At 49.7% G+C, this 24331-nt stretch carries 22 protein-coding genes; 15 read left to right on the forward strand and 7 right to left on the reverse strand.

The genetic code is table 11. The features are described from left to right. Positions 1 to 3 precede the first annotated feature (3 nt). The 5 genes from AC6R10_RS03485 (at position 4) to tatC (ending at position 3750) form a co-directional block, all read left to right on the forward strand. A complete protein-coding gene (locus AC6R10_RS03485; protein ID WP_500671465.1) occupies positions 4 to 609 on the forward strand; it encodes a ubiquinone biosynthesis accessory factor UbiJ in 606 nt (201 codons plus the stop codon). After that, a complete protein-coding gene (ubiB, locus tag AC6R10_RS03490) occupies positions 606 to 2240 on the forward strand; it encodes a ubiquinone biosynthesis regulatory protein kinase UbiB (protein ID WP_334555436.1) in 1635 nt (544 codons plus the stop codon). Before AC6R10_RS03485 ends, ubiB begins: the two co-directional genes overlap by 4 nt. Before the next feature lie 44 nt (positions 2241 to 2284). After that, positions 2285 to 2524, forward strand: a complete 240-nt coding sequence (tatA, locus tag AC6R10_RS03495) for a Sec-independent protein translocase subunit TatA (protein ID WP_334555437.1) — start codon at positions 2285 to 2287, stop codon at positions 2522 to 2524. A gap of 3 nt (positions 2525 to 2527) precedes the next feature. After that, positions 2528 to 2941, forward strand: a complete 414-nt coding sequence (tatB, locus tag AC6R10_RS03500; protein ID WP_500671466.1) for a Sec-independent protein translocase protein TatB — start codon at positions 2528 to 2530, stop codon at positions 2939 to 2941. 68 nt (positions 2942 to 3009) lie between these two features. Next, positions 3010 to 3750, forward strand: a complete 741-nt coding sequence (gene tatC / locus AC6R10_RS03505; RefSeq protein WP_487902706.1) for a twin-arginine translocase subunit TatC — start codon at positions 3010 to 3012, stop codon at positions 3748 to 3750. Between the two features lie 94 nt (positions 3751 to 3844). On the opposite strand, the gene AC6R10_RS03510 is transcribed toward tatC, so the two are convergent. Beyond that, positions 3845 to 4606 carry a TatD family hydrolase gene (locus AC6R10_RS03510; protein ID WP_500671467.1) on the reverse strand — a complete coding sequence of 254 codons (762 nt, stop codon included), beginning with the start codon at positions 4604 to 4606 and terminating at the stop codon, positions 3845 to 3847. 182 nt (positions 4607 to 4788) lie between these two features. On the opposite strand from AC6R10_RS03510, the gene hemB reads away from it, so the two are divergent. The 4 genes from hemB (at position 4789) to spfP (ending at position 9982) form a co-directional block, all read left to right on the forward strand. After that, positions 4789 to 5832: a porphobilinogen synthase gene (gene hemB, locus AC6R10_RS03515; protein ID WP_500671468.1), complete on the forward strand. Its 1044-nt coding sequence runs from the start codon at positions 4789 to 4791 to the stop codon at positions 5830 to 5832. Between the two features lie 72 nt (positions 5833 to 5904). After that, positions 5905 to 6339, forward strand: a complete 435-nt coding sequence (locus AC6R10_RS03520) for a GNAT family N-acetyltransferase (protein ID WP_500671469.1) — start codon at positions 5905 to 5907, stop codon at positions 6337 to 6339. A gap of 609 nt (positions 6340 to 6948) precedes the next feature. Continuing rightward, positions 6949 to 9741 (forward strand): DNA polymerase I, encoded by a 2793-nt coding sequence (gene polA / locus AC6R10_RS03525; RefSeq protein ID WP_500671470.1) that lies wholly within the window; start codon positions 6949 to 6951, stop codon positions 9739 to 9741. Positions 9742 to 9934: 193 nt separating this feature from the next. Beyond that, positions 9935 to 9982, forward strand: a complete 48-nt coding sequence (spfP, locus tag AC6R10_RS03530; RefSeq protein WP_438356636.1) for a small protein SpfP — start codon at positions 9935 to 9937, stop codon at positions 9980 to 9982. Positions 9983 to 10536: 554 nt separating this feature from the next. On the opposite strand, the gene yihA is transcribed toward spfP, so the two are convergent. Next, positions 10537 to 11232, reverse strand: a complete 696-nt coding sequence (yihA, locus tag AC6R10_RS03535; RefSeq protein ID WP_500632508.1) for a ribosome biogenesis GTP-binding protein YihA/YsxC — start codon at positions 11230 to 11232, stop codon at positions 10537 to 10539. A gap of 148 nt (positions 11233 to 11380) precedes the next feature. Between yihA and AC6R10_RS03540 the strand changes: the two genes are divergently transcribed. From AC6R10_RS03540 to hemN, 5 genes are all read left to right on the forward strand, one after another. Beyond that, positions 11381 to 11998: a c-type cytochrome gene (locus AC6R10_RS03540; protein ID WP_334555445.1), complete on the forward strand. Its 618-nt coding sequence runs from the start codon at positions 11381 to 11383 to the stop codon at positions 11996 to 11998. Between the two features lie 758 nt (positions 11999 to 12756). Continuing rightward, on the forward strand, positions 12757 to 13395 hold the full coding sequence (locus AC6R10_RS03545) for a class I SAM-dependent methyltransferase (RefSeq protein ID WP_487902702.1): 639 nt from the start codon (positions 12757 to 12759) through the stop codon (positions 13393 to 13395). Beyond that, positions 13395 to 13964 (forward strand): Der GTPase-activating protein YihI, encoded by a 570-nt coding sequence (gene yihI / locus AC6R10_RS03550; protein WP_487902701.1) that lies wholly within the window; start codon positions 13395 to 13397, stop codon positions 13962 to 13964. The genes AC6R10_RS03545 and yihI overlap by 1 nt, the downstream gene beginning before the upstream one ends. A gap of 8 nt (positions 13965 to 13972) precedes the next feature. After that, on the forward strand, positions 13973 to 14464 hold the full coding sequence (locus tag AC6R10_RS03555; RefSeq protein WP_487902700.1) for a DUF2489 domain-containing protein: 492 nt from the start codon (positions 13973 to 13975) through the stop codon (positions 14462 to 14464). Positions 14465 to 14650: 186 nt separating this feature from the next. Then, a complete protein-coding gene (gene hemN / locus AC6R10_RS03560; protein WP_500671471.1) occupies positions 14651 to 16039 on the forward strand; it encodes an oxygen-independent coproporphyrinogen III oxidase in 1389 nt (462 codons plus the stop codon). 131 nt (positions 16040 to 16170) lie between these two features. On the opposite strand, the gene ilvY is transcribed toward hemN, so the two are convergent. Beyond that, positions 16171 to 17061, reverse strand: coding sequence for an HTH-type transcriptional activator IlvY (ilvY, locus tag AC6R10_RS03565; RefSeq protein ID WP_334555450.1), 891 nt, complete (start codon positions 17059 to 17061; stop codon positions 16171 to 16173). A gap of 143 nt (positions 17062 to 17204) precedes the next feature. On the opposite strand from ilvY, the gene ilvC reads away from it, so the two are divergent. Beyond that, on the forward strand, positions 17205 to 18689 hold the full coding sequence (ilvC, locus tag AC6R10_RS03570) for a ketol-acid reductoisomerase (protein WP_500671472.1): 1485 nt from the start codon (positions 17205 to 17207) through the stop codon (positions 18687 to 18689). Positions 18690 to 18871: 182 nt separating this feature from the next. Here ilvC and ubiK read toward each other — a convergent pair whose 3' ends face one another. The 4 genes from ubiK to AC6R10_RS03590 form a co-directional block, all read right to left on the reverse strand. Then, positions 18872 to 19123, reverse strand: coding sequence for a ubiquinone biosynthesis accessory factor UbiK (gene ubiK, locus AC6R10_RS03575; protein ID WP_334555452.1), 252 nt, complete (start codon positions 19121 to 19123; stop codon positions 18872 to 18874). Between the two features lie 206 nt (positions 19124 to 19329). Then, positions 19330 to 22440 (reverse strand): multidrug efflux RND transporter permease subunit, encoded by a 3111-nt coding sequence (locus AC6R10_RS03580; protein WP_334555453.1) that lies wholly within the window; start codon positions 22438 to 22440, stop codon positions 19330 to 19332. Positions 22441 to 22452: 12 nt separating this feature from the next. Further along, complete coding sequence (locus tag AC6R10_RS03585) at positions 22453 to 23559, reverse strand: efflux RND transporter periplasmic adaptor subunit (protein WP_500625331.1); 1107 nt, start codon at positions 23557 to 23559, stop codon at positions 22453 to 22455. A gap of 18 nt (positions 23560 to 23577) precedes the next feature. Continuing rightward, positions 23578 to 24159, reverse strand: coding sequence for a TetR/AcrR family transcriptional regulator (locus AC6R10_RS03590; RefSeq protein ID WP_334555480.1), 582 nt, complete (start codon positions 24157 to 24159; stop codon positions 23578 to 23580). Positions 24160 to 24331: the final 172 nt, after the last annotated feature.

Here is a 24331-nt window from a genome sequence, read left to right on the forward strand (position 1 = left end):
AGCATGCCTTTTGAGCCTATGATGACGGCGGTCATCGAAACGTCACTCAATACTCTCATTCAAGATGATCCTGATCTGGTGCGCCGACTGGCGCGACTGAAAGGTCAGGTCATTCAAGTGCGTCTCAAAGAGTTCGATAAGCGCTTAACCTTCGTTTTCAGTCAACAAGTCGATGTGTTAGCCCATTACGAAGGCACACCCGATTGCACCTTATCCTTAAATGTGTCGGTATTGCCTGAGCTAAAAGATCAATCCAATATCACCAAACTCATCAAGCAGGATAAGTTGGAGCTGGATGGCGACATCCAACTGGCGCAGAGCTTTTCGCAATTGATCACCCAATGCAAACCCGATATTGAAGAGTGGATCTCGCGTGTTACCGGAGATGTTGTGGCGCACACCTTAGTGCAAGGCGCAACGCAGATTGGCCAGTTCGCCCGCACTCAGCTTCGTCACCAGCAAGATTACCTTGCGCAAGTGGTTACTGAAGAATGGCGTTTGGCGCCACCGCCGTTAGAAGTGGCGCATTTCTGCGATCAAGTGGATGAGATCAAGAGCCAAGCGGCGCGAGTGGAAGCGAAACTGAATCAACTACTGGAGCGAGTATGACGTTAGCGGAGCTAAAACGCCTCTACCGCATCATCAAGGTGCAGCTCGAATATGGATTGGATGAGCTGGCGCCCAATCATCAACTCGCCAAAGCGCCGTTATTGGCACGAAAGGGTCTGTTTTGGATTCGTAATCAGCATCCGGACAAAACCTTAGGCGAGCGACTGCGTCTCGCACTGCAAGAACTTGGACCGGTGTGGATCAAGTTTGGCCAGATGATGTCTACTCGGCGCGATCTGTTTCCTCCTCATATCGCCGATCCGCTTGCCCTGTTGCAAGATCAAGTGTCGCCCTTTGACGGCCAACTGGCTAAGCAGACCATCGAACAGGCATTGGGCGGTCCAATCGAAACCTGGTTTGACGAGTTTGATATTGAGCCGCTGGCGTCGGCATCGATTGCACAGGTGCACACGGCGAAACTCAAGTCGACGCAACAAGAAGTGGTGTTAAAAGTCATTCGGCCCGATATTCGACCGGTGATTGATGCCGATCTTAAACTCATGTACCGCATGGCGCGCATTGTCGCCAAGATGCTGCCAGAGGCAAGACGCCTCAAACCCGTTGAGGTGGTGCGCGAGTACGAGAAAACCCTGCTCGATGAGCTGGATTTGCGTCGAGAAGCGGCGAATGCCATCCAACTAAGACGTAACTTCGACAACAGTGAATCGCTGTACGTGCCTGAAGTCTTTACTGATTTCAGTAATAAAACTGTCATGGTTTCTGAGCGAATATATGGCATCCAAGTGTCGGACATCGAGGGCTTGGTCGCCAATGGCACCAACATGAAGCTGCTGGCCGAGCGTGGAGTCAGCGTGTTTTTCACTCAGGTCTTCCGAGACAGTTTTTTCCATGCGGACATGCATCCGGGTAACGTCTTTGTTGAACGTGAGCACCCAGAGAATCCGCGTTGGATCGGGTTAGATTGTGGCATTGTTGGCACACTCAATAGCGAAGACAAACGCTATCTTGCGGAAAACTTTCTGGCGTTTTTCAATCGAGACTATCGCCGCGTCGCCGAATTGCATGTCGAGTCGGGATGGGTTCCACGTGAAACCAATATTGATGAGTTTGAATTTGCCATTCGCATCGTGTGTGAACCGATTTTCGCCAAACCACTGTGCGAAATCTCGTTTGGTCATGTGTTGTTGAACCTATTTAACACCGCAAGACGCTTCCATATGGAAGTGCAACCTCAGTTGGTGTTGTTGCAAAAGACGCTGCTGTATGTCGAAGGACTGGGCCGTCAACTCTACCCTCAGTTGGATCTGTGGGAGACGGCCAAACCGTTCCTCGAAGAGTGGATGATGAACCAAGTCGGACCAAAAGCGGTGATCAATGCGGTGAAAGATCGCGCGCCGTTTTGGGCGGAAAAGCTGCCAGAGTTGCCAGAGCTTCTCTACGACAGCCTGCGCCAAGGCAAGATGATGAATCAGCGTATCGATCAACTCTATCAAGGGTATCGTCAGTCGAAGCGTCAGCAAGCGACAGGGAAATTTTTGTTTGGTGTTGGCGCAACATTAGTCGTATGCTCGGCAATATTGGTCAACACTCCGTATGAGCAACTCTCGATGGTCAGCGCCTTAGGTGGCGTCACATTTTGGTTGCTTAGTTGGCGAGCTTACCGTCGTTAGGCGGTAAACTTAAGAATTCAACAGTTAGACCCGAGGTAAAAAGAATGGGTGGTATTAGTATTTGGCAACTGCTTATCATTGCTGTGATTGTGGTACTTCTATTTGGTACGAAGAAACTGCGTGGCATTGGTGGCGATTTAGGTAGTGCGGTAAAAGGCTTTAAGAAAGCGATGAACGACGAAGAGCCTGCAAAGAAAGACGCCGACTTTGAGCCAAAAAACATCGAGCAACAGCAGAAAACAGACGCCACTGCTGACACTAAAAAAGACAAAGAGCAGGCATAACTCGTGTTTGATATCGGTTTCTGGGAACTGGTATTGATCTCTGTGGTGGGGCTGGTAGTTCTCGGCCCTGAGCGATTGCCGCATGCGATTCGCAGTGTCACTCGTTTTGTCGGTGCAGCCAAGAACATGGCAAACAGCGTCAAAGACGAATTGTCCCATGAGCTCAAGGTGCAAGAGCTGCAAGAGAATTTGCGTAAAGCTGAGCAGATGGGCATGGAAGATCTCTCGCCAGAGTTGAAATCCTCCGTTGACCAGTTAAAGCAAGCCGCGCAAGACGTGCAGCGCCCTTATGCCAAGAAAAGCGACGAGCCTGCCAAGACTGAGCCCTCTGAAGAGGTAGCGTCACAAGCGCCTTCCGCCGACGCCACTGAGTCTTTGCATGTCGCCCCGGCAACAACAGATAAAAAGCCTGAGTAGTTCACCACTCTGATTATTGAGGGGCAGCCAATCGCTGCTCCTTTTGATTCCCAATAGTTGAGGTCTTCATGTCTTCTGTTGAGCAGACACAACCTTTGATTAGCCACCTTCTCGAACTGAGAAACCGCTTGCTGCGCGCACTCGTGGCGGTATTGGTGGTGTTTGTTGGTTTGATTTACTTTGCCAACGACATTTACGAATTTGTCTCAGCGCCTTTGGTGGAGCGCCTGCCTGAAGGGGCGACGATGATCGCCACCGATGTGGCGTCGCCGTTTTTTACTCCGCTCAAACTCACCCTGATTGCGTCCATCTTTATTGCGGTGCCTTTCATCTTGTACCAAGTGTGGGCGTTTGTGGCGCCGGGTCTTTACAAGCATGAACGTCGATTGATCATGCCGCTGATGTTCTCCAGCTCACTGCTGTTTTACTGTGGTGTGGCGTTTGCGTACTTTGTCGTGTTCCCGTTAGTGTTTGGCTTCTTTACTGCGATTTCACTCGGTGGCGTTGAGTTTGCGACGGATATTTCCAGCTATTTGGATTTCGTGTTAGCTCTCTTCCTGGCTTTTGGTATCGCCTTTGAAGTGCCCGTGGCGATCATCTTGCTGTGTTGGACGGGCGCAACCAATCCTAAAAGCCTCAGCGAGAAGCGCCCGTATATTGTGGTCGGCGCGTTTGTGGTGGGGATGATGCTGACACCGCCAGACATGATTTCTCAGACCTTGCTCGCCATACCCATGTGTTTGTTGTTTGAAGTCGGCCTGTTTTTCGCCCGTTTTTATGTGCGAAAAGAGGATGAACAGAGCGAGTAGTCGCTGATATGGAAAAGGCTTGCCGATGGGCAAGCCTTTTTTATCGAGTCCAATTTCTTGGTACTAAAGATTCGAGGGGAACACGCGTTGCTCGCTATAGCCTAAACAAGGTCTTGGCATTGTCGGTAGTAATCGCGTCTACTTCCTCGACTGAGATATCGCGAAGGCTGGCGACACGCTGCGCAACCAAATGGGTGTAGGCAGGCTCATTGCGCTTACCGCGATGAGGCACAGGTGCGAGGTAAGGGCAGTCGGTTTCCAGAATCACTTTACTCATATCCAAATGTGGGATGACGTTATCCATCCCGCCATTTTTAAAGGTGGAGACGCCACCAAGGCCAAGGTGAAAGCCCAACTCATTAATTGCCTTGGCTTCCTCGAGACTGCCGCCAAAACAGTGAAAAACCCCACTGAGGGATCCGTCTTGCTCTTTATCAAGCAGAGTGAGGGTCTCTTCAATGGAGTCACGCGTGTGAATCACCACTGGTAGATCCATTGCTTTGGCCCATTGCAGTTGCGTGACAAACGCGTGTTCTTGTTCGGCGCGATAGGTTTTGTCCCAATAGAGATCAATGCCAATTTCGCCTACGGCGATAAACGCATGTTGACTAAACCAGGCATGAATTTGCGCAAGGGTATGCTCAACATTGCCATCGACGTAGCAAGGGTGGAGCCCCATCATCGAGCGGCACACATCGGGAAACTGACGCTCCGTGGCCAACATAGGGCCAATAGACTCAAGGTCGATGTTAGGTAATAAGATACGGTCTATGCCTTGTTCCAATGCGCGGGCCACCACGGCGTCGCGATCGCCATCAAACTCACTGGCGTAGATATGGGCATGGGTGTCGATCATGGGATGTGTCTCTGGATAAAACGTCAATGGAGCCAGTATACCTGTCTGAGTAGAAGATGCAGCAAATGGCGCCAATCTGCCTAGGTCGTATTTTGCGTGATTTTTTCGCCTTGTTGGCTGGTGCAAGAGAGCGGGAGTGATATGATGCGACACAAGCACTTTCACCACACAAGGAGAATCGAGTGTCAGTTTCTATCCAAGGTCAGTTTCCTGGCCGTCGCATGCGTCGTATGCGTAAGCATGATTTCAGTCGTCGCCTCATGGCAGAAAATCAACTCTCAGTGAATGATCTGATTTATCCCATGTTTATTCTGATGGGCAAAGATCGCCGAGAAACTGTCGATTCGATGCCGGGTATTGAGCGTCTTTCCATTGATTTAATGTTGGAAGAGGCGCAATACCTCGCGCAGCTTGGTGTTCCTGCCATTGCGCTGTTCCCTGTGGTGAACCAAGATGCCAAAAGCCTGTGTGCGGCAGAGGCGTACAACCCAGAGGGCTTAGTTCAGCGTGCCGTTCGTTCGCTCAAAGAGCATGTGCCAGAGATGGGGGTGATCACCGATGTGGCGCTCGACCCGTTCACCACCCACGGTCAAGATGGCATCATCGATGACGAAGGTTACGTACTCAATGATGAAACCACTAAGGTATTGGTCAAGCAGGCACTATCGCACGCCGAAGCAGGGGCGGATGTGGTCGCGCCTTCTGACATGATGGATGGCCGCATTGGCGCGATTCGTGAAGCGCTAGAGCAAGCGGGTCACATCAATACCCAAATCATGGCCTATTCGGCGAAATACGCCTCTTGTTACTACGGCCCGTTCCGCGATGCGGTTGGCTCGGCGAGTAACCTTAAAGGCGGCAACAAAAAGAACTACCAAATGGATCCGGCCAACAGTGATGAAGCCATTCATGAAGTGGTGATGGACATCAACGAAGGCGCCGATATGGTGATGGTGAAGCCGGGCATGCCGTATCTGGATGTGGTTCGCCGTGTGAAATCTGAGCTGCAAGTACCGACGTTTGCTTATCAAGTTTCCGGTGAATACGCGATGCACAAAGCCGCGTTTGCCAATGGCTGGCTTAAAGAGCGCGACACCGTAATGGAATCCCTGCTGTGCTTTAAACGGGCGGGGGCCGATGGCATTTTGACCTACTTTGCCAAAGATGTGGCGCAATGGTTGGCGCAGGAGCAGGCGCAAGCGGCGACGTTTTTAAAGCAAGAGTAAGCGAAGCGACAATACTGAGGTCGGCGCATGCCGGCCTTTTTCTTTTTAACCTAACCCAGAGAAGAGATCGCAATGAGTGTGCAGTATCGTGAAGGCACGTTAGAAGAGTGTGTGGAGGTGGTCAACCAAATCAATGAATTTACTCAAAAGGAAACGGTTGAGAGCTTGGCGGCGAGATTAAAAGGGCGCCGCTACTTGATTCAAGTGGCGCAAGAAGGGGAGCAGTTGCTCGGTTTCAAAATTGGCTACGAGCTCGATGCTGAGACATTCTACAGCTGGTTTGGCGGCGTATCGCCGTTAGCGCGCAATAAAGGCGTGGCGCAAATGCTGCTCGACGTACAAGAGGCCTGGGTGGCGAAGCAGGGCTATCTGCGCTTGAAAGTGAAATCTCGCAACCAATTTCCAGCCATGCTGAGATTGCTATTGCGCAATGGCTATCTGATCGAACACTTTGAAGAAAAAGCACCATTAATCGAGTCGCGCATTCATTTTGTAAAGACGATGTGAGTGGTCATAAAAATTAAATGAGATTTTTTCTCATTTAACTATTGACGGGATAAATGAGAATGGTTATTGTTTATCTCGTCTTAGGGAATGAGAGAAGTTCACAAGGACGTGGTAGAACCGGATTCGATATGGAAAAGGTGATGCCAGACTCTAACGAACTTGCACACGTTTCTTTTGACACGACATTGCTCACATTGCTTCCAGTGTAATTTATAGCTTTACGGCAAAGTGTGATTCGCATGAACATGCTTTGACCTTTTCTGCTAGGCGACATCCTCACGATGTCGCTTTTTTTATGCCTGCTATTTGAGGTGAATAAAAGGACACCAGGTGTCTTTTCCACAGTTGAAGATCTCAAAAAGATCGATCTTTGCATGATCGATCTTGGTTATTTTTATTGTATTACAATGGTTTAAAATCTTGGTTGGCATCATTTTGTCAAATTTTACATCGTAGTGGAAAATAGTATAAACAGACTTATCCACAGCGTGAGCAAGACAAGAGGCGATCACCAACACGCTGTGTGATCGCGATTCCTCGACAGAACATGGATTCACTGCTTGAGTCATGGCATCCTAAGCAGAAATTTGGACAGGCAGATAACAAACTATGGCTCGTATCCCAGACAACCCTTTGATCTTAATTGATGGCTCTTCTTACCTTTATCGCGCATTTCATGCTTACCCAGGCACGATGAGCAACGGGGAGATCCCAACCAACGCCGTTTATGGTGTGGTGAACATGCTGCGCAGTATGATGCGTCAATTTGCCAGTGATCGTATCGCGGTGGTCTTTGATGCGAAAGGCAAAACGTTTCGCGATGATCTGTACGCCGAGTACAAGGCCAATCGTCCGCCTATGCCGGATGATCTGCGTTGCCAAATCGAGCCTTTGCACAATGTGATTCGTGCTATGGGGCTTCCTTTAATTTGTGTGCCGGGCGTGGAAGCCGATGACGTGATCGGTACGCTGGCGCATCAAGCGTCTCAAGCGGGTATGCCGGTGTTGATCAGCACCGGTGATAAAGACATGGCTCAGCTGGTGGATGACAACGTGACCCTCATCAACACCATGACTAACGTGGTGATGGACAGAGAAGGGGTGGTGGAGAAGTTCGGAATTGGCCCTGAGCTGATTATCGACTACCTCGCACTGATGGGCGATAAAGTCGATAACATTCCTGGTGTCCCTGGCGTGGGTGACAAAACCGCGACAGCTTTGCTACAAGGCATTGGTGGTTTAGACAAGCTGTACCAACAATTGGATGACATTGCCGCGCTCGGTTTCCGTGGCTCGAAAACCATGGCGAAAAAGCTGCTGGATAACAAAGACAATGCCTACCTTTCCTACGAGCTGGCGACGATTAAGCTCGACGTTGAGCTCGAAGAGAGTTTAGACGCGTTGGTGAAGTCTGTGCCGAATAAGGATGAACTGGTCAAACTCTATGGAGAGCTGGCGTTTAAATCTTGGCTCAATGAGCTGCTCGAAGGCGGCACGGGCGTAGTGGAAGCGAACGAAAAATCCGGGCAATGTGAAGTCAGCTCGTCAGCCAAAGCGCCGGAGCTCAATGTCGCCGCAGCGAGCATCGATCGCAGTCAGTATGAAACTATTTTGGATGAAGCGCAGTTCGCTAAGTGGCTAGACGCTCTACGCGAAGCCAAGGTGTTTGCGTTCGATACGGAAACCGACAGCCTCGATTACATGGTGGCGAATTTAGTAGGTGTCTCTTTTGCGACCGAAGAAGGTGTCGCGGCGTATGTGCCTGTCGCGCATGACTATCTTGATGCGCCGGCTCAGCTTGACCGAGATTGGGTACTCGCACAGCTCAAGCCTTTACTCGAAGATGAATCGCAAGCCAAAGTTGGCCAGAACTTAAAATACGATGCGAGTGTGCTGGCACGTTATGGCATCGACATGAAAGGCATCAAACATGACACCATGTTGGCGTCTTATGTCTACAACAGTGTCGGCGGTAAGCATGACATGGACAGCCTCGCGCTGCGCTTTTTGCAACACAGCTGCATCTCGTTTGAGCAGATCGCGGGTAAAGGCAAAAAGCAGCTGACGTTTAACCAAATTGAATTGGACCAAGCGGCGCCTTATGCCGCAGAAGATGCGGATGTCACCTTGCGTCTGCACCATCGCTTGATGGAAAACATCGAGCAAGACGACAAGCTAAAGTCGGTCTATGAAACCATAGAGATGCCGCTCGTGCCTGTCCTATCGCGGATTGAGCGCACCGGTGTCTTGATTGATGACATGAAGCTGGCTGCGCAATCTCAAGAGATCGCAAAGCGTCTTGATGAGCTTGAACAAAAAGCCTACGAGGTGGCAGAGCAAGAGTTCAATATGAACTCACCTAAACAGCTGCAAGCGATTCTGTTTGAGAAAATGGGACTACCTGTAGTGAAGAAGACACCATCGGGTACACCATCGACCAACGAAGAGGTGCTGCAAGAGCTTGCGCTGGATTATCCACTGCCGAAGCTAATCTTAGAGTATCGCGGTATGGCGAAGCTTAAATCGACCTACACCGATAAGCTGCCTAAGATGATCAATCCTGAAACGGGCCGAGTACACACCTCGTACCATCAAGCTGTCACGGCGACAGGGCGTTTGTCCTCAACCGATCCGAACTTACAAAACATCCCGATTCGTAACGAAGAGGGACGCCGTATTCGCCAAGCGTTCGTCGCGCCGCACGGGTACAAAATCATGGCGGTCGACTACTCGCAAATTGAACTGCGCATTATGGCGCACTTGTCAGGCGATAAAGCGTTACTTGATGCCTTCCAACAAGGTAAAGACATCCACGCTGCGACCGCCGCTGAAATTATTGGCGTCGATATCGAGCAAGTGACCAGTGAGCAGCGTCGCCGAGCGAAAGCCGTCAACTTTGGCCTGATCTATGGGATGAGTGCCTTTGGTTTGGCCAAGCAGCTAGGGATTCCTCGTGGTGAAGCGCAGCAATACATGGATACCTATTTCGAGCGCTACCCAGGCGTTATGCAGTATATGGAAGACACGCGCAGCACAGCGGCTGAGCTAGGTTATGTAGAAACCTTGTTTGGTCGACGCTTGCACCTTCCTGAGATCACATCACGCAACGGTATGCGCCGAAAAGCAGCAGAGCGTGCCGCGATCAATGCACCAATGCAGGGCACGGCCGCCGACATCATCAAGAAAGCGATGCTGGTTGTCGATGAGTGGATCCAAAACGAAGGCCAAGGCCGAGTGAAATTATTGATGCAAGTGCATGATGAACTGGTGTTTGAGGTCGAAGAGTCATCGTTAGCCGAAATTGAAAGTAAAGTACAAGAATTGATGGAATCGGCTGCACAATTAGATGTCCCTCTGATCGCCGAAGTAGGGCATGGAGACAACTGGGATCAGGCACACTAAGCATAATTTGCACTAAATTGGTGAAATAAGTTGAGTCAGCGCACAAACGCTGACTTTTTTTTGCCTCTAAATAAGATCCGGCATAGCTATATCAAATGTTGCTTAATAAAACTTTAATGAAAAAAAATTACAAAAAAGGTTTCACTTTCTGACCAATTGTTGTACATTAAGAGGCGTAGGGTACAGAGGTAAGATGTTCTATCTTTCAGACCTTTTGTTTCACGTTATTGGATTAGGCTGATTCAGCCGCCCCAGTCAGTTTTTGACTGGGGCGTTTTTTATTGTGCGAAAGAAAAATCCCAATAATTCAACATCCTGCCTAAAAACACGCCTTTATTCTCTATTCCATTCACTTGGCTTATCGCCTGTCAGCTGATTTCATTCGTTTTGTTTTCTTTTCATCAGATGTAGGAAAACACCAATCACACTTTGGTTATTTTGACTCAGAAATCATGTGTGTAGGTGTGCATATTTTTCGTTATATATATTTATAAGTGATTGTAATTAATGGGATAATTGGTTTTTTGTTTGCGCTGTGACTTCAGCAGTAGGGCGATTGCATTTTAGCGGGCTTGGCTTATGCTAGGCGCATAATAATTATTACCAGTTATTTCTCTCCCGTTTCCCCGCCAGGATGGTGGGGATTTTTGTTTTTGGCGTTAACGTTTTTATTGTTTCGCTGGCTAACTCACCGCACCTCACGTTCAGCGCTTCTATTGAGACAGAAAAAAGGCCCTATCGATGGATAGAGCCTATTCATTGGATATGTGATTGGATATGAGTGGGATGAACGCTTTAGGCGTTTGGATCTGACGGTTGCTCGTCGGCTGACTCGTCAGCGGAGGTTGCTTCCTCTTCTGCGAGCACCTCAAGCGCACTCTCGGCAAAGGCTGGGGCAAACCACTCATCGAGTTTATTGCGCAGCACATCGACGCCCAGTCCTTTCAATGAGGAGAAGGCGGCGACGCTGACATCACCACCAAAGCCAAGGGCGGCTTCGCGGATCTTCAATACGGCCGCTTTACGCGCGCCACTTTTCAGTTTATCCGCTTTGGTCAACAAAACTTGTACTGGAATGCCGCAATCGACCGCCCAGTAGATCAGCTGCTGGTCGAGATCTTTCATCGGATGACGAATATCCATCAGTACCACTAACCCTTTCAAGCATTGACGCTTTTGCAGGTATTCACCAAGGGATTTCTGCCACTTTTTCTTCATCTCAAGTGGGACTTGGGCAAAGCCATAGCCCGGCAAGTCGACAATGTGACAACCGTCTGCAACCTTAAATAGGTTAATTAGCTGAGTACGGCCAGGTGTTTTACTCGTCTTCGCCAAGCTCTTTTGGTTGGTCAGTCGATTGAGCGAGCTGGACTTGCCCGCATTGGAACGTCCTGCGAACGCAACTTCGATGCCTTCATCTTCTGGCATATGACGAATATCAGGTGCACTGGTGATGAAATGCGTGTTTTGATAATGAATTTTTACGCTCACTGTTAACTCCATCTCGACTTTGTGTAGTCGATTGATTACTTTTTTGTGAAATTGTGTAAAATAACCGTGCTCGGCATAAGGTCGCCTATTGTACCATGAGTGGCAACGCAGAGTGGTACTGGAAGCTTGATAATTATAATGGAATGTCATGAAGAAATTAGCGCTAATCTTGAGTCTTTTAGCCAGCTGCTCTGTGTGGGCCCAAGGCAGCATCGAAGCTGGTAAAGCAAAATCTCAAACGTGTGTTGCCTGCCATGGTGCTGATGGCAACAGTCAACTCGCCATGTACCCGAAATTGGCAGGTCAGCATGCTAAATATATCGAAAAGCAGCTAAAAGACCTGAAACTGGGTATGACCAGCAATGGCCAGCAAGGCCGTATGGACCCTGTGATGAGTGGCATGGCGATGCCATTGTCAGAGCAGGACATGCAAGATCTTGCGGCGTACTACGCTTCTCTGCCTATTTCGCACAACACCACACCTGAAAATGTGGTGGAGAAAGGCAAAACCCTTTACACCGCTGGCGATGCAGAGCGCGGTTTGACGGCGTGTATCGCATGTCACGGCCCGCGTGGTAACGGTACTGAACTGTCTGGATTCCCTAAGATCTCCGGTCAGCACGCCGATTACATTAAATCCCAATTACTAAAATTCCGTGACGGCACACGCGCCAATGACATGAATGCCATGATGCGTGATATTGCGAAAAAGTTAACGGATGATGATATCGAAACCCTATCCAAATACGTAGGCGGTCTGCACTGATCACCTCAGCCTGTTCGAGCATCGCAGTAGAGAAACAGCCCAAGCCGATCGGTTTGGGCTGTTTCGTTTGAGCTCGATCACACCCCGTTTTTCTGCTCGATACGCCATCTCGCTATCGATGTTGTGAGACATTGGCTATATCGAATGACGTAATTCAGACGGACAATTCGCTAACCTAATGAAAAATAAAGAGTGGAAAACAAGAGCGAAAAAAAAGTGCAATAAAAGTCTGAGCCGGATTGTCTGAGCGAATCATTGGGGTAGAGTGAACACATCGGCAGGGCGCTGAATCAGGATGACAGACCAAGATGGTCTCCACGGATGCGAGTAACGGAAACTCGGCAGTTGATATGGAAAGGGTAGGCAGGATGCCTGCTGGATATGGATGATCGACTTGTCTGATGGTTTAGACAGCGAAAGGGATCAGGCTCAGGATGAGCTCAGTGACGGGACGTCGCCAACGGAAAGCCAAAATTCACTCGGACAGTGAAAAACAACACCTTTTGCAGGGAAAGCACCAAAAACAAAAGGACATTTGATGCATTGATATCGATGCAACACAGTTTCGCCGTCAGGCATTTAGAAAGCGATAGGGCTCCTATCGCTTTTTTTATCTCTTCTACATCGCGACATATTCGCCATTTCTTTTCTTTCACTCATAGAGAATATTTTCATCAATTGATGGGAATTTGTACAATAGCCCTCCACTCTAGGTCGAGTTTCTGGTATGTTTCGCATCCCTGTTTGAGGATGTCATTATGGAACCTTGTCCCCTTTGTCACAGTGTGGATACCCACGCGTATGTTTCTGATAAACGTCGTGACTATTTACAGTGCGCGCAGTGCCAGTTGGTGTTTGTACCGGCTTTGCAAAGGTTGGATGCGGCGACAGAAAAAGCCCACTATGATCAACATGAGAACTCGCCCAGCGATGTCGGTTACCGGCGCTTTTTATCGCGCGTGGCTGACCCCATGTTACACAGAGTGGCGCCCCATTCTCACGGGTTAGATTTTGGTTGTGGCCCTGGCCCGACATTGTCATTGATGATGGAGGAGCAGGGACACACGATGAGTGTGTATGATCTTTACTATTATCCTGATGTGACGGTATTAGAGAGACAATACGACTTCATCACCTCCACCGAAGTGATCGAGCATTTGTATCAGCCCGACATCGTGTGGAAGCAATGGTTAAATTTGGTTAAGCCTGGTGGCTGGATAGGGTTGATGACGAAGATGGTCATCGATGTCGACGCGTTTGCAAACTGGCACTACAAGAATGATCCCACCCACGTGATCTTCTTTAGTCGTGCGACGTTTGCCTACTTGGCAGAGCGGGATCAGCTCGAGCTAGAATTTATTGGAAATGATGTAATTTTACTGAGGAAACCCCAGTAATGAGCCGTAGTAAAAAAGCCCGATCAGGTGGCAATGGTGACCTGATTGTCGTTCGTAATCGTACAGAGTCTGATGTTGAAGGACGTCTACGTAAGAAAGACAAAAAACGCAAAGGTCTAAAGACCGGTAACCGTAACTCAGAAGCCAAGCAAGCGAAGCAGCACACTTCGGGCGGCGCGCGTGACCCACGTTTGGGCAGCAAAAAGAAGATTCCGCTGATTGTGGATGCGCCGAAAAAGCAGACCAAAGCGCAGCGCCGTCTCAATGCGGAGCAAGAGCTGGAGATGCTGGAAAACGACGCGCAGTTGAACGTGTTGCTTGACCGTCTCGACAACGGTGAGAGTTTAGGCGCCGGTCTACAGAAATACGTCGATGAGAAGCTAGAGCGTATCGAAGTGCTGATGAAGCAACTTGGTCTCTACCAAGAAGACGACGAGATGGACGACGACGCAGAGCAAGAGAGTGAACCTGTTGTGCCTGCGAGTAAAAAGTCGAGCAAGAAATTGGCCACCGATGATGAACTTCTCTCGCAGTTCGAAGACTTGGATTTAAACCAATTTAAAGGATAACACGCCCAATGAATGTCACCTTGTTAGCCATCGCTGGTGGCGCTGTCATTCTCGGCCTCGCTTCTTACGCAGGGTACCTGTTGCTGCAACTGAAAAAGCAAAAGGCTTTGCAACTGCACCATCAAAAGCTGGCGATCGACAAGCGCAACGCCAATATCTTTGAGAGTGTCAGCACCTTGTGTTTAGCCGGCATCCAGGGCCAATGCGATTTATCAGAAATCAGCATTCGCCTCTACAACATTATGGATTACGTCCAAGGGGAATCGCGCGTCGACTTTGACAGTGAGTACCCAGCGACCTCTGAGCTTTACCATATTGTCAAAGAGATGGCTCGTGGTGACGAGCGTCAAGCCTTACCGAAAAAAGAACGCATGAAGCAAAATTTAGAGCGACACAAAGCAGAATCCCGTCTTGAAGACGCGATTGTGGCTGAGTTAACTCGTTTGCAAAAGCACGTTCAACCTTTGAATAACCAGATCAATATTCAGACGATCGGCTAATTCGCACCTCGATCACCCCAAAGTGGCAGTGATCGAGGTATCAAAACTGAGCATTGCTGCTCAAAATTCCTCGTGCCGCTCTACGGGTTGCCAACTTGTATGGCAAAATAGCGGGCCATAATAAGACGTCTCTTTTTTGCTAGAGCCAAGCTCAGTCATGGCCTATAGCCCAAACGGAATATCATCATGTCGCAGCCAGTTGTCGCCAGTCAGCAAATCGTGTGGGACCAAGCGGTTCTTGATAAGTACAACTATTCGGGTCCTCGCTACACCTCATACCCCACCGCGCTGGAGTTTCATGAGGCCTTTACCATCTCGGATTACGATATGGCGTGTACTGAGTACCCTCAGCGTCCTCTCTCGCTTTATATCCACATCCCGTTTTGTCATAAGCTGTGCTACTACTGCGGCTGCAACAAGGTCATTACCCGCCACTCGCACAAGGCCGATGAGTACTTGGATGTGCTGGAGCTTGAGATCCGCACTCGCGCGTCGTTACTCCATGAGCGCAAAGTCACCCAACTGCACTTTGGTGGCGGAACGCCAACCTTCTTAAGCAAGGAGCAAGTGAGCCGTTTGATGGCGATTTTGCGCGCCGAATTCCATTTCGACACTGACGCGGAAATCAGTATTGAGGTTGACCCACGCGAAATTGAGCTCGACATGCTGGATCACCTACGCAGTGAAGGCTTCAACCGCTTAAGCATCGGCGTGCAAGACTTCAACAAAGAGGTGCAAAAGCTCGTCAATCGAGAGCAAGATGAAGAGTTCATCGTCGCCATGGTTGAGCGTGCCAAGCAATTGGGTTTCCGTTCCACCAACCTAGACTTGATTTATGGCTTGCCCAAGCAAACCCAAGCCTCGTTTGCTAAGACTCTTGAGCAAGTGTTGAAGATGCAGCCGGGGCGTTTGTCCGTCTTTAACTACGCCCACATGCCGAGCCTTTTTGCCGCGCAGCGTAAAATCAAAGATGACGATCTGCCTGCTGCTCAAGAGAAGATGGCGATTTTGCAAGACACCATCGCCACTTTGACCGGTGCTGGCTATCAGTTCATTGGTATGGATCACTTTGCGCTGCCAGATGATGAGCTTGCGGTGGCGCAGCGCTGCGGTGAGCTGCATCGCAACTTCCAAGGCTACACCACTCAAGGTGATTGTGACTTGGTCGGTTTTGGCGTGTCAGCCATCTCCATGATTGGTGACGCTTACGCGCAAAATCAGAAAGAGTTGAAAAAGTACTACGCACAAGTCAGTGGCCAGCGCCATGCTCTATGGAAAGGTGTGGTCCTTGATAGTGATGACTTACTTCGACGTGAAGTGATTAAGCAACTGATCTGTAATTTCTCTCTCGATATCCGCGCTATTGAGCAAGGCTTTAACGTCACGTTTGATGAGTACTTCAAGCAAGATTTGCAATTGCTGCAAACCTTCATCGATGATGGCTTGGTGGAGAAAGACGCCACCTCGATTCAGGTGACCCTGCGTGGTCGATTGCTGATCCGCAACATTTGCATGTGTTTTGACAAATACCTAAGAGCCAAAGCGCGTCAGCAGCAATTCTCACGGGTGATTTAAACGCTTCGACGGCGACGAGAGATAGCCTCGGGATGCCCAGTTCGCCCTTGATAAGACAGACTATCAGTAGAGAGATAAGCGCGGCGTTATGTCGCGCTTTTGTTTATCTTGGAGCAGGGTAAGCATGGTCATTAGGGCGCAATATAGGTCGCTTGTGCCACCTCCCACAATGCCTTAACCAACGGATTATCCAACTGCGATCGTTTGCAGCACACACCGAGTTTAAACGGTTCAATCGACGCCACTTTTAAGCGCTGAATCTTCTCTTTGACTGGGCTGTTGTTGATCACCACATCCGGCGCAATACCCACGCCACAGCCTAACGCCACCATACTGACGATCGCTTCATGCCCCGACACTTGCGCGTAGATATTGGGCTTAATCTTCATCGCTTTAAACCAGGCATTCGCCCGATCTCTTGCTGTGCCAGACTCTGGGACAATAAAGGGGATGTTGGCCCAATCCGGTTTGTCTTGGCCAAGCGAGTGGGCAAAGTGACTCACGCCGGTGGGCGCGATCACTGATAGAGGAATTTCGCTGATGGTTTCAAACTCGACTCGCGCTGGCAGTTGTTCGGGGAAGGCAGAAATCGCCACGTCCACGTCATCATTGATGATCTTGTCAATCGCTTGTGCAGGATCGCCAGTGGAGAGCTTGAATTCAATAAACGGATGTTGGAGACGAAATTCAGACAAGAGATCAGGCAGGTGACTGTAGCTTGCGGTCACAGAGCAAAAAAGACGGATCTCGCCGCGCAACTCCGCGTCCTGTCCTTTGAGCTGCGCACGGTACGTCTGCCACTCGCCTTGAATTGACAGCGCAACCGGCAGTAGTTTTTTTGCCGCAGGGGTGAGCTCTACACTGCGGTTGTCTCGCACGAACAGCGTTTGACCGGTATCCGCCTCCAGTTTTTGAATTTGTCGACTGAGCGCCGATGGGCTGATGTGCATCGCGCTGGCGGTTTTGGCAAAGCTTTGGCTGTCGCACAAATGGATAAACAGCTGGAGACTTTTGATATTCATAAAACCGTCATTTCCTTGTTGCATTAATTGCAATTACTAATTGTGAATATATCACTTTAGGCAATTAAATACCTGCTTTAGTATGGACTCATTCGGTGCCAAGCCACCGACCGATACGGAAAAATTCTATAAAGGAGCGCCACATGGCTAACTATTTCAATACTTTGAACTTACGTGAGCAACTAGACCAATTGGGTCGTTGTCGTTTTATGGACCGCAGCGAATTCGCATCAGAAGTGGATTACCTAAAAGGGAAAAAAGTGGTCATCGTGGGTTGTGGTGCTCAAGGTCTTAACCAAGGCTTGAACATGCGTGATTCTGGTCTGGATGTGGCTTACGCATTGCGTCAAGCGGCGATCGACGAGCAGCGTCAATCGTTCAAAAATGCAAAAGATAATGGCTTTGAAGTGGGCAGCTACGAAACACTGATCCCTCAAGCAGACTTAGTGATTAACCTAACGCCAGACAAGCAGCACACCAACGTTGTAGAAACGGTTATGCCTTTGATGAAGCAAGGCGCGGCACTGGGTTACTCTCACGGCTTTAACGTGGTGGAAGAGGGCATGCAGATCCGTGAAGACCTGACGGTTGTCATGGTGGCGCCTAAGTGTCCAGGTACCGAAGTTCGTGAAGAATACAAGCGTGGCTTTGGTGTTCCTACCCTGATTGCGGTTCACCCAGAAAACGACCCGAAAGGTGAAGGTTGGGACATCGCCAAAGCATGGGCAGCCGGTACAGGCGGTCACCGCGCAGGCTGTCTAGAGTCTTCATTTGTTGCTGAAGTAAAATCGGATCTGATGGGTGAGCAGACCATTCTATGTGGCATGCTGCAAGCGGGTTCTATCGTCTGCTACGAGAAAATGATCGCCGACGGCATCGATCCTGGTTACGCAGGTAAACTGCTGCAATACGGTTGGGAAACCATCACGGAAGCACTCAAGTTTGGTGGCATCACACACATGATGGATCGCCTATCTAACCCAGCTAAAATCAAAGCGTTTGAGCTTTCTGAAGAGCTAAAAGAGTTGATGCGTCCGCTGTACAACAAGCACATGGATGACATCATCTCTGGTCACTTCTCTAGCACCATGATGGCAGACTGGGCGAACGATGACGTTAACCTACTAGGCTGGCGTGCAGAGACCGGTGAAACGGCATTCGAAAATTACCCAGAAACTGACGTTGAGATCTCTGAGCAAGAGTACTTCGACAACGGTATTTTGATGGTGGCTATGGTGCGCGCTGGGGTAGAGTTGGCATTCGAAGCGATGACGGCTTCTGGCATTATCGACGAATCGGCGTACTACGAGTCGCTGCATGAGCTACCATTAATTGCGAACACCATTGCTCGTAAACGTCTGTACGAAATGAACGTTGTTATCTCTGATACGGCGGAATACGGCAACTACTTGTTTGCGAATGTAGCGACGCCGCTACTGCGCGAGAAGTTTATGCCAGCGGTGAACACCGATGTAATTGGTAAAGGCCTAGGTGAGACATCGAACCAAGTGGACAACGCGACGCTTATCGCAGTGAATGAAACCATTCGCAACCACCCGGTTGAGTACATCGGTGAAGAGCTGCGTGGTTACATGACAGACATGAAACGCATCGCGGTTGGCGGCTAATCACTGAAATTTTTACTGCGTCATCGGCTTAGGCTAGTTTGGCGCAGTCAATAAACTCCAGGCAGACTGGGGTGATAAATACAAAATAAAACACGACATCTAATAAAAAGGCTTGGTCAGTAGACCAAGCCTTTTGTTTTTCTTTCGTACGCGATTCCACTCGAGAGTGGGCGCTGAGCCGATTACTTGTCGGCCAGTTTGGCTTCAAGCTCTGCGAGCTTTTGTTCCATTTCCGTCAGTTTTTGACGCGTGCGCAGTAGAACTTGCGTTTGAACATCAAACTCTTCACGGCTAACCACATCAAGCTTGTTGAGTTGGCCTTGAATCACTTGGCGTACTTTTTGGTCAACGTCCGCGCCGAGCTCTTTAACAGGGGCGGGCATAGAGTCATGAATTTGTTTGGCAATTTGTTCCAGTTTCTTTGGGTCAAACATGTGGCAACTACTCCTATTATTCTTGTCTGTATTCTACGTAATCGGACGGGGAAAGTCGTCAAGTGTTGCGTAAAAAGCGTGCGCGCGCTGTTGGAATAGCAATAGTTGGTTGAATAGCAATAAAAGTCGAATAACGATAAACGTCGAATCACAATAAAAAAGGTCACCGAAGTGACCTTTTGATATTGAATGAGGGCGTGTGTATTTTATGACGACTGCTGCGCGGCGCGCTGCTCATCTTCACGCGCTAACGCCTCGAGTTCGTCATCTTCAACGAACACCGGTAGAGGCTTGTGCTGCTCAGCCAGGTAGCTGTAGATCACTGGCAGTACGAACAGAGTAAACAGCGTACCAATCGCCAAACCAGAGACAATCACGATACCGATACTAAAGCGCTGCGCCGCGCCGGCGCCGGTGGCGTACATCAGCGGGATCAAACCAGCAATCATCGCCGCCGTTGTCATCAAGATCGGACGCAGACGCACTTTCGCTGCTTCCATCACCGCTTCAGTTTTGCTCAGTTTGTTGTGCAGCTGCTCTTCTTTGGCAACCTCACAAATCAAGATACCGTGCTTGGTGATAAGACCGACCAGAGTGATCAAACCGACTTGTGAGTAGATGTTCATCGATGCCGCGCCCCAGGCAAGAGCGATTAAGGCGCCACAAATGGCGAGCGGAACCGAGACCATGATAACCAGCGGATCTTTTACGGACTCAAATTGAATCGCCAATACCAAGAAGATGATCGCCAACGCCAAACCAAAGGTGGCGTATAGCGCGCTGCCTTCTGTCACGTACTGACGAGCTTCACCCATGTAGTCATGGTTGTAACCGCTTGGCAATTTATTCACTGCGGTCTCTTCAAACCAAGCGATTGCATCGCCCATCGCGGTACCCGGAGCCGGAACGGCGCCGATGGTGGCCGAGTTAAGCTGGTTGAAGTGTGGCAGCGAGCGAGGCTCAGCAATCACATCAATGGTGATGAGACTACCTAGAGGTACGGCCTTGCCATCCGCGGCACGCACATAGTAGTTGTTCATCGATTCTGGGTTGAGACGCCATTTACGCTCGACCTGAGGAATCACTTCGTACGAGCGGCCATTGAGGTCGATACGGTTGACGTAACCATCGGCCATCATGGTGCTCAATGTGATACCGATGTCTTGCATGGTCACACCGTAGGCACCGGCTTTGTCTTTGTCGATGTTGATTTTCATCGTCGCTGAATCGTAGTTCAGATCCAGGTTCGAGTAGACGAACATCGGGTTCGATTGCACCGTGAGCAAGATGTCAGACGCGATGGTAAACAAGCTTTCAAATGCATTAGGTGTGGTGATTACGAACTGAATCGGCAGACCTGAACCCGCACCTGGCAACTCAGGCATCTGGAATGCCGTGACCGCCATACCCGGAACATTTGACACCAGTCCACTCACTCGGTTGGTGACTTCCGCTTGGCTTGCTTCGCGCTCACTCCAAGGCACCATTGATGCAATACCAAACGCTTGGTTGGAGTTAGGGACACCAGTAAACACCTGCGCGTACGCCACTTCCGGTTGATCCGATAAGATGGTGTTGACGTCGTTCATGGTGTTTTGCATGTAGTCGAGGTTGGCATTCGATGACGCCGTGCCTAGCAGCATGATCACGCCCTTGTCTTCCGACGGAGCCAACTCACTTGGGATGAACTTAAACAGCATCGGCAAGCTAGCAAACACAATCAGTGCAAAGGCAATCACGACAGGACGACGCTGCATGACCGCACCGAGCATACGTGAGTAGCGGTTGGTCATACGATCCAATACGTGATGCACTTTTTGCTCAAACTTGTTGGGCTCTTCATTAGCCTTAAACATTTTTGAACACATCATTGGCGACAAGGTTAGCGCGACGATACCCGAGACAAAGACCGAACCGGCAAGGGTAAGGGCAAACTCTTTAAACAGCGAACCCGTGATGCCACCCATCAAGGCGATCGGAGCGTATACCGCGCCGAGGGTCAGCGTCATTGCAATGACAGGCACAGCAATTTCGCGGGTACCAATGATGGCCGCGCGAAACGGCGATTCGCCAAGCTTGATATGGCGGTCAACGTTTTCTAGTACGACAATCGCATCATCCACCACCAAACCGATGGCTAATACCATCGCGAGTAGCGTCATCAAGTTCCACGAGAAGCCCATCGCCTGCATCACCATCGCAACACCAATCAGTGACAGCGGGATGGTGACAATCGGGATGAGAACGGCGCGGAAAGAGCCTAAGAAAAGGGTGATAACGACCAATACAATCAGCGCCGCTTCAACGATGGTCTTGATGACCTCGCTGATGGACTCATTGATCGCGATGGTGGAGTCGTACATCACGTTCATCTTGATGGTACTTGGCAAGTTACGCTCAAGTTGAGGCAACAGCTCTAGCACGTCGGCGGCAATGTTGATCGGGTTAGCACTTGGCGCGGCGTTGATCGCGGCTACCACGGCTTCTTGCCCGTTGGCACTGGCGCGATAGGTGTCATGACTCTTTTCAAGCGTCACTTTAGCGATGTCACTTAAACGGGTCACATCCCCTTCATCCGAGCTAACGACCAGATTCTCTAGTTCCGCGACATTCGACACCTGCGTATCGGCACTGCCGTTGTACAGCACGAATTCACCAATCGCTTGACCGGTGGCAGACTGATAGTTGTTGGCATTGAGCACGCTCATCACATCGGTAGCGGTCAGGCCAAGCGCGGCCATTTTCGCTGGATCCAACCAGACGCGTAGGGCGTATTTCATCCCACCGTACAAGTCGATTTTCGATACGCCATTGACGGTAAAGAGCTGTGGGTTGACCACTCGCTCTAGGTAGTCGGTAATTTGGCTCGATGAGAGCTCATCACTGGTAAAGCCAATATACAGCACCGCAGTCGTGGAGCCCGTCGACATGGTCACCGTGGGATCTTCCGCCTCGCCGGGGAGTTGCGAGCGAACCGAGTTAGTTTTCGCCAACACGTCCGATAGCGCCGCGTTAGGATCGGTATTGAGCTTCATGTTGACCGTAATCGTCGACTGACCCAGCACCGATTGTGAGGTCATATAGTCGATGTTATCGGCCTGAGCGACCGCTTGCTCCAGAGGCTGAGTAATAAAGCCTTGGATCAAATCGGCACTGGCACCGTAGTAGCTGGTGGTGACCGTCACCACCGTATTCGTCATTTCAGGGTATTCACGAACTTGCATTTTGAACACCGCTTGCAGACCAAGCAGGGCAATCAAAAAGCTGATCGATACCGCTAAAACTGGACGTTTTATGAAAACATCAGTAAAGCGCATGAATCCTCCACATTACAGCATAGGGGTTTGTTCAGGTGGTGTGGTCGCATCGCTTTCTACGACGCGGACTTTGGCACCGTTGCTGAGACGCACTTGACCTGATGTCACGACTACATCGCCTGGTTGCACCCCATCGAGGATGTGAGCGATGTCTTGGGTGCGTTCACCCACTTTAATCACTTGCTGCTTAACGCGTTTCTCACCGTTCTCTTCAGAGACAAGGTAAACATTGTCACCGTAGAGGGTAAAGGTGATGGCGGTTTGTGGCAGCGCCACTTGGTTTTCCAGTTTAGGCAGGATGATGTTGGCACGCGCAAACATACCGCTGCGCAGTTTGCCATCACTGTTTGGAATATCAGCCTGGACTTGAATCAAACCACTTTGGATATTGACGGCGGGTTCAATGGCGGTAATTGAGCCTTTGAACGCAATCGCAGGGTAGGCATCCACAAAAATGTCGACCTCTTGGCCCATATTGATGCGTGAGATGTCCGTTTGCGGCACGGTGAAACGAAGGCGCATCACGCTGGTGTCTTCTAGACGCACAATGTCCGTACCCGCTTGCAAGTATTGACCAAGGTAAACGTTACGAATCCCGACCACGCCAGCGAATGGCGCTTTGATTTCACGACGGTCAATCGAGGCATTCAAACTTTCGATATCCGCCAAAAGGGAGAAGTAATTGGCTTCGGCTTCGTCGTACGCTTCTTTTGAAATTGAGCCTTTTTGGTACAAGCCTTGGTAGCGCTTATACTTGGCTTCGGCCGCAGGCAGTTTCGCTTTGGCGCTTTTTAAGTTGGCTTTTTCTACATCGGAGTCGAGCAGAACTAAAGGTTGGCCTTCTTCCACTTGAGTGCCTGACTCAAATGCAATTTGGTCAATCACACCGCTGGTTTCGTTGGCAACCGTGACACCTTGGTTTGGTTCGATAAAACCGATCGCTTCAATCACAGGAACCCAATCGATAGAGGCGACTTCGGTCACTGTCACCGGAAACTCTGGTTCTGGGCGATTCGCCATGTACTCAGCAATCTTCTGCTGCTTAAAGAGATTGAAACCTATCACACTGCCAAACAGCAGCACGGCGATAAGTAACATAAAGAAAGTCCACTTTTTCATTCCGATAAGAACTCCAAGTTAATGTGTGATAATGGCGTCCCAGCTGGCTTCAATCGCGGCTTCAAGTGCCTCTTGATCCAGTGGGTAAAGTCCTAAAGCGTGTTTGCGTGCAAGTGCAACACTAGCCTCAAGACTGAGTCCGGCGAGTACCTCGTTGGCGAGAGGTTTAAACAGTCCTTCTGCTTTCCCTTGATCAAAAAGAAGGTCGACTTTATCGAACATCTGGCGCTCCAACTCACGAGTCGATTGGCCGCTGTCACAAGGTAAAGATTCATATTGAATACGGTTACTGATGGTTTTCAGATTGGAACCAGCCATATTCCATATATTGAGCCACATCGTGCGGTAGCGACGTTTCAGTGGCATGTCATCGTCCACACCCGCTTGAATGGCGTTCGCCACCCGCTGCGCTACCGACAGACGAAGCTCTCGAAGTAAGTGCTCCTTGTCTTCGAAATATCGGTAGATGGTGCCCGCTGCAACCCCAGCCTGTTTGGCCAGTTTTTGCATCGACAAGCCTTGAAATCCCGACTCAGCCACAAGAATTTCTGCGGCAGCGAGAATTTGTTCTCGTTTATCTGGATTTAACGATTCCGGCATGATGACTTCAGTTAATGAATGAACGTTCATTCATTATAGATCGAATCCTAACCATCTTTGCAACAAAGTGTGACACTTATTTGATAAATATTTTTACTCAACCTATTGGTTGGCTGAAGGTGAGCTTATCGGTGACCTCGAAAACATGGCAATATGATGAGGTGGCGATTAT

This window comes from Vibrio sp. R12-SG2-ISO1, assembly GCF_059834045.1.

What these genes read in the sequence shown, in the direction of transcription:
- AC6R10_RS03540 (WP_334555445.1), top strand. Translation starts at nt 11,381, where the DNA reads ATGAAGAAATTAGCGCTAATCTTGAGTCTTTTAGCCAGCTGCTCTGTG.
- ubiB (WP_334555436.1), top strand. Translation starts at nt 606, where the DNA reads ATGACGTTAGCGGAGCTAAAACGCCTCTACCGCATCATCAAGGTGCAG.
- AC6R10_RS03510 (WP_500671467.1), bottom strand. Translation starts at nt 4,606, where the DNA reads ATGATCGACACCCATGCCCATATCTACGCCAGTGAGTTTGATGGCGAT.
- ilvY (WP_334555450.1), bottom strand. Translation starts at nt 17,061, where the DNA reads ATGAATATCAAAAGTCTCCAGCTGTTTATCCATTTGTGCGACAGCCAA.
- AC6R10_RS03590 (WP_334555480.1), bottom strand. Translation starts at nt 24,159, where the DNA reads ATGCCGGAATCGTTAAATCCAGATAAACGAGAACAAATTCTCGCTGCC.
- AC6R10_RS03585 (WP_500625331.1), bottom strand. Translation starts at nt 23,559, where the DNA reads ATGAAAAAGTGGACTTTCTTTATGTTACTTATCGCCGTGCTGCTGTTT.
- AC6R10_RS03580 (WP_334555453.1), bottom strand. Translation starts at nt 22,440, where the DNA reads ATGCGCTTTACTGATGTTTTCATAAAACGTCCAGTTTTAGCGGTATCG.
- tatC (WP_487902706.1), top strand. Translation starts at nt 3,010, where the DNA reads ATGTCTTCTGTTGAGCAGACACAACCTTTGATTAGCCACCTTCTCGAA.
- ilvC (WP_500671472.1), top strand. Translation starts at nt 17,205, where the DNA reads ATGGCTAACTATTTCAATACTTTGAACTTACGTGAGCAACTAGACCAA.
- ubiK (WP_334555452.1), bottom strand. Translation starts at nt 19,123, where the DNA reads ATGTTTGACCCAAAGAAACTGGAACAAATTGCCAAACAAATTCATGAC.
- AC6R10_RS03545 (WP_487902702.1), top strand. Translation starts at nt 12,757, where the DNA reads ATGGAACCTTGTCCCCTTTGTCACAGTGTGGATACCCACGCGTATGTT.
- AC6R10_RS03485 (WP_500671465.1), top strand. Translation starts at nt 4, where the DNA reads ATGCCTTTTGAGCCTATGATGACGGCGGTCATCGAAACGTCACTCAAT.
- polA (WP_500671470.1), top strand. Translation starts at nt 6,949, where the DNA reads ATGGCTCGTATCCCAGACAACCCTTTGATCTTAATTGATGGCTCTTCT.
- yihI (WP_487902701.1), top strand. Translation starts at nt 13,395, where the DNA reads ATGAGCCGTAGTAAAAAAGCCCGATCAGGTGGCAATGGTGACCTGATT.
- AC6R10_RS03555 (WP_487902700.1), top strand. Translation starts at nt 13,973, where the DNA reads ATGAATGTCACCTTGTTAGCCATCGCTGGTGGCGCTGTCATTCTCGGC.
- AC6R10_RS03520 (WP_500671469.1), top strand. Translation starts at nt 5,905, where the DNA reads ATGAGTGTGCAGTATCGTGAAGGCACGTTAGAAGAGTGTGTGGAGGTG.
- hemN (WP_500671471.1), top strand. Translation starts at nt 14,651, where the DNA reads ATGTCGCAGCCAGTTGTCGCCAGTCAGCAAATCGTGTGGGACCAAGCG.
- tatA (WP_334555437.1), top strand. Translation starts at nt 2,285, where the DNA reads ATGGGTGGTATTAGTATTTGGCAACTGCTTATCATTGCTGTGATTGTG.